This window comes from Pseudomonas citronellolis (assembly GCF_029335315.1).
Taxonomy (GTDB): Bacteria; Pseudomonadota; Gammaproteobacteria; order Pseudomonadales; family Pseudomonadaceae; genus Pseudomonas; species Pseudomonas citronellolis_A.
Genome location: NZ_JARJLT010000128.1, coordinates 1 through 3960, shown reverse-complemented (window position 1 = coordinate 3960; position 3960 = coordinate 1). Strand labels below are relative to the sequence as shown.

At 68.6% G+C, this 3960-nt stretch carries 5 protein-coding genes; 2 read left to right on the top strand and 3 right to left on the bottom strand.

Annotated features, from left to right (window positions below; translation table 11 throughout):
• Positions 1 to 108: 108 nt before the first annotated feature.
• Positions 109 to 843: a substrate-binding periplasmic protein gene (locus tag P3W75_RS10935; RefSeq protein ID WP_276227401.1), complete on the bottom strand. Its 735-nt coding sequence runs from the start codon at positions 841 to 843 to the stop codon at positions 109 to 111.
• Positions 844 to 1060: 217 nt separating this feature from the next.
• Between P3W75_RS10935 and P3W75_RS10930 the strand changes: the two genes are divergently transcribed.
• Positions 1061 to 1900, top strand: a complete 840-nt coding sequence (locus tag P3W75_RS10930) for an SDR family oxidoreductase (RefSeq protein ID WP_276227400.1) — start codon at positions 1061 to 1063, stop codon at positions 1898 to 1900.
• Between the two features lie 7 nt (positions 1901 to 1907).
• Here the strand turns inward: P3W75_RS10930 and P3W75_RS10925 are convergent, their stop codons facing one another.
• Together P3W75_RS10925 and P3W75_RS10920 are read right to left on the bottom strand one after the other, a co-directional pair.
• Positions 1908 to 2336 (bottom strand): VOC family protein, encoded by a 429-nt coding sequence (locus P3W75_RS10925; RefSeq protein WP_276227399.1) that lies wholly within the window; start codon positions 2334 to 2336, stop codon positions 1908 to 1910.
• A 58-nt stretch (positions 2337 to 2394) separates the two neighbouring features.
• Positions 2395 to 3048, bottom strand: a complete 654-nt coding sequence (locus P3W75_RS10920; protein ID WP_276227398.1) for a YciC family protein — start codon at positions 3046 to 3048, stop codon at positions 2395 to 2397.
• A gap of 173 nt (positions 3049 to 3221) precedes the next feature.
• On the opposite strand from P3W75_RS10920, the gene P3W75_RS10915 reads away from it, so the two are divergent.
• The gene (locus P3W75_RS10915; protein ID WP_276227397.1) at positions 3222 to 3953 is read left to right on the top strand and encodes a DUF2076 domain-containing protein; all 732 of its coding nucleotides are present in this window, start codon (positions 3222 to 3224) and stop codon (positions 3951 to 3953) included.
• Positions 3954 to 3960: the final 7 nt, after the last annotated feature.

Sequence of the window (3960 nt, the reverse complement as noted above, 5' to 3'; positions counted from 1 at the left end):
CCTACGCTGGGGCAGCCGATGGCGTGTGGGGGCGACCGGTTATCGCGGACGGAGTCCGCTCCTACGGGGCGGGGTGCTAGCCGGATAGGCCAGGAGTGCAGCGCCCCTTCAGTTCAGCTCTACCCTTTCCCCTTTCGCGCTCAACTGTTCGAAGGCCTGGTCCAGGCGTTCGCGTAGTTGTTCGGCGCCGGGGGCGCGGCGGGAGACGATCAGTTTGAGCGGCAGCCGGTACAGGGTGTCGTGGGCCAGGGCCGGAAGGCCCACGGCGCTGCGGGCCTGTTCCACCGGCGCCTGGTAGTCGAGCAGGTAGTCGCCGCGGTCGCGCAGGAGCATCTGCAGCGCGGCGCCGTGGGTGCTGGTGCGATGGATCTCCAGGTTGAGCCTGGGGTCGTCGAGCAACTGCGTCGCCGGTCGCCAGTAGCTGTAGCCGCTGATGAGGATCACCCGCCTGCCGGTCAGGTCCTGGGGCAGGCGCGGGGCCGGTTGCGTGGCCAGGCGATAGAGGTTGAGGGTGACGTGGCCGAGTTCGTGCTCGCATTCCAGGGTGCTTTCGGCCAGCTCGGGCTTGCCCGGCGCGCCAGCCCAGAGTTGCACGCTGCCGTCCTGCAGGCCCTGGTACAGGCGTGCGCTGGGCAGCGCACGGAGCTCCGCTCGATAGCCGGCCTGGCGCAGCAATTTGCGTATGAGGTCGGCGCCTTCGCCCTGGGTGCTGCCGTCATCGTCCGTGTAGATGTACGGCGGGAACTCGTAATAACCGACCGCCAGGGGCTGGGGGCCGGTGGCATGGGCCAGGGACGCCGGAAGCAGCGACGAGGCCAACGGGAATAGGAGTTTCTTGAGCATCGCTGCGCTGCACCTTTATCGTTTTTATCGTTCTTGTGTTGGTGTCGCCATTGAGCATGAGTCGGCCAACCGACCTTGTCCAGTCCGCCCGTCCAGCCGTGTCGACCGTGCACGCCTCGCGCGCGGCCCGGCGCCCGACGGGGAGGAGCAGCGACTATGCTGGAGTGACGAACGACTGCCCCAGCGTTGCAGCCGCGCCTGTTCGAGGGCCCCGCCGATGCCGCGCAAGGTGTTTTCCAGCAAGGTCTACCTGCACAAGACGGTGCTGGTTACCGGCGGCTGCTCGGGTATCGGCCGGGCGCTGGTGCTGCGCTTCGCCCAGGCCGGGGCCAGGCCGGTCATCCTCGATCTCGACCAGGCGGCATTGGACAGCCTCGTCCAGCACCTGGGCCAGCACCTGAACGTCGAGGCCCTGGGGCTGCGCTGCGACATCGCCGACGCCGGGGAGGTGAACCGCGCCGTGGCCATCGCCACCGAGCGTTTCGGCGGCATCGACGTGCTGATCAACAACGCCGGCATCACCCATCGCAGCCTGTTCGCCGAGACCGACCTGAAGGTGTTCCAGCGGGTGATGGCGGTGAACTTCTACGGCGCCCTGCACTGCACCCAGGCGGCGCTGCCCAGCCTGGTGGCGCGCCAGGGGCAGATCATCGTACTGAGTTCGCTGACCGGCTTCGCCCCGCTGCTCTATCGCAGTGCCTACAACGCCAGCAAGCACGCCCTGCATGGGCTCTTCGACACCCTGCGCATGGAACTGGACGGCAGCGGCGTGGCCATCACCCTGGCCTGCCCGGGTTTCACCGCCACCGACCTGCGCAAGAACGCCCTGGTCGGCGACGGCTCGGTGATCCGCCAGCCCGCCGTGGTGCTGGGCAGCGAGGTGGCGTCGCCGCGCGATGTCGCCGAGGCCATCTACCAGGGCGCGCTGCGGCGCAAGCGCCTGCTGGTGCTGTCCAACGTGAACTGGCGGGCGCGCCTGCTGGCCCGCTACTTCCCGCGCCTGTTCGAACGCCTGCTGGTGCCGCGCATGTCCGGGTTGAAGCCTGGCCAGCGCTGAGCGTCCCTCAGTGGGTGTGCGGCATGGCCTTGCCGAGGTCCCAGAAGGTCGCCTCGACCTTGTGCCCGTCCGGGGCGCGCACGAAGCAGCCGTAGTAGGGGTCGCCATAGTCGGGGCGTCCGCCCGGGGCGCCTTCGTCGCGGCCACCAGCGGCGAGGGCGGCGGCGTGGAAGGCGTCCACCGCTTCCCGGCTCGGGGCGATGAAGCCGACGTGCGTGCCGTTGCCGACGCTGGCGGGCTGGCCGTCGAGCGGCTTCTGCACCCAGAACTCCGGGAACTCGCGGCCGTAGGCGACGGCGCCGGGGTGTTCCATGATCCGCCGGCAGCCGAGGGTGGTCAGCACCGCGTCATAGAAGGCGCGAGCGCGCTCGTAGTCGTTGGTGCCGATGGACACGTGGGAAATGCAGCTGGGCGGGAGGTCGTCGATCTCGCTCATGGCAGGCTCCTGGCGCGGATGGGAGGGACAAGGTTAGTCGTCCGCGCCGGGATGTGCCTCAGGCTTCCTCGCGCTCCGGGCCGAGGATGTAGATGCGGTAGGCGACCACCGTCAGCAGCAGCTGGAAGAAGCCGCTGATGGCGCTGAGCGCCAGGCTGTAGCCGAGCGAGCCGTCGCGCAGGTCCTCGATCCAGCCCTGCAGCGCCCAGGTCGGCGCGAGTATCACCAGCAGGGTGCTGAGCAGCAGGAAGAAGTGCCCACCGGTGAGGCGGAAGCTTTCGCGCATGGCGTCGATCGGACGCAGGCCGCGCTTGACCAGCAGCACCTCGGCGAAGGCCAGCTTGATCATCACGTAGATGCCCGGGATCACCATCAGCGACAGGCCGATGACGATCAGCAGCGAGCTCAGCGCCGAGAGCAGGGCGAAGGCCGGCCACAGGCGCAGGGCGGCGCGCCACAGCTCGCCGATGCCGCGCTGGCGGCCCTCGCCGAAATCGATCAGGTAGAGCAGCAGGCTGGCGCTGTAGATGGGGTAGAAGACCAGACCGGCGGCCATGCCCCAGGGCGCGAACTGCTGGGAGTTGGCGGCCATGCTCAGTTGTTGCTGGGTCAGGGTCTCGAGCACGATCCAGGGCAGGCACAGCGGCAGCAGGGTGCCGACGTGGCGGCTGAAGAAGTACCAGGTGTCGCGCAGGATCGAGATGGGATTCATCGGTTCGTCTAGAAGACCAGGTTGCGTCCGACTCTAACCCAAGCCCGATCGCACAGACCAGACTCCCCCCGGCCTTCCGTGGCGAAGATTTCATGATTCGGAACTTGTTTTTTCCCGGGGCGATCCAATCTTGTGATGCATTCCTCCCCCCCGGTGCTCACTCGAGGCCCCAGATGAAATCCGAAGAGCAAGTCCTGATCGATGGCCTGTTCACCCGCCTGCAGGAAGCCGAGCGGCAATCCGCCCCGCGCGACGCCCAGGCCGAGGCGCAGATCAACCAGTACCTCGTGCGCCAACCGGCCGCGCCCTACTACATGGCGCAGGCGATGCTGATCCAGGAGGCGGCGATCAAGCGTCTGGACCAGCGCATCAAGGAACTGGAAAGCCAGGCCGCCGCCCAGCAGCAGAACCGCCCGAGCAGCGGCGGCTTCCTCGCCGGCCTGTTCGGTGGCGGCCAGCGCGAGCCGGAGCCGCAAGCGCAGGCGCAGCAGCGCCCGGACGGTTGGGGCCAGACGCGCTTCTCGCAACCCGGCGGCGCCCCGGCCTACGCCAACAACCCCAACGACTTCCGCCCGGCGGCGCCCCAGGCCGCCCCGGCGCAGGGTGGCGGCTTCCTCCGTGGCGCGCTGCAGACCGCGGCGGGCGTGGCCGGCGGCATGGTGGTGGCGGACCTGCTGACCAACATGTTCCACCATTCGCAGCCGCAGGAAATCGTCGAGGTGATCCAGGAACAGGTGCCTGCCGAGCGCTTCGACCAGCAGCCGTCGGGCTTCGACGACGCCGGCCAGTCCTTCGCCGGCGGTGACAACTACGCCGACAACGGCTTCACCGACACCCGCTACGACGACGGCGGCTTCGCCGACGACTCCAGCTTCTTCGACGACGACGGCGACATGTTCAGCTGACCACCGG

Excerpts from the sequence above, each read along its gene's own strand:
- P3W75_RS10920 (WP_276227398.1), bottom strand. The coding sequence starts at position 3,048 with ATGAATCCCATCTCGATCCTGCGCGACACCTGGTACTTCTTCAGCCGC.
- P3W75_RS10925 (WP_276227399.1), bottom strand. The coding sequence starts at position 2,336 with ATGAGCGAGATCGACGACCTCCCGCCCAGCTGCATTTCCCACGTGTCC.
- P3W75_RS10935 (WP_276227401.1), bottom strand. The coding sequence starts at position 843 with ATGCTCAAGAAACTCCTATTCCCGTTGGCCTCGTCGCTGCTTCCGGCG.
- P3W75_RS10915 (WP_276227397.1), top strand. The coding sequence starts at position 3,222 with ATGAAATCCGAAGAGCAAGTCCTGATCGATGGCCTGTTCACCCGCCTG.
- P3W75_RS10930 (WP_276227400.1), top strand. The coding sequence starts at position 1,061 with ATGCCGCGCAAGGTGTTTTCCAGCAAGGTCTACCTGCACAAGACGGTG.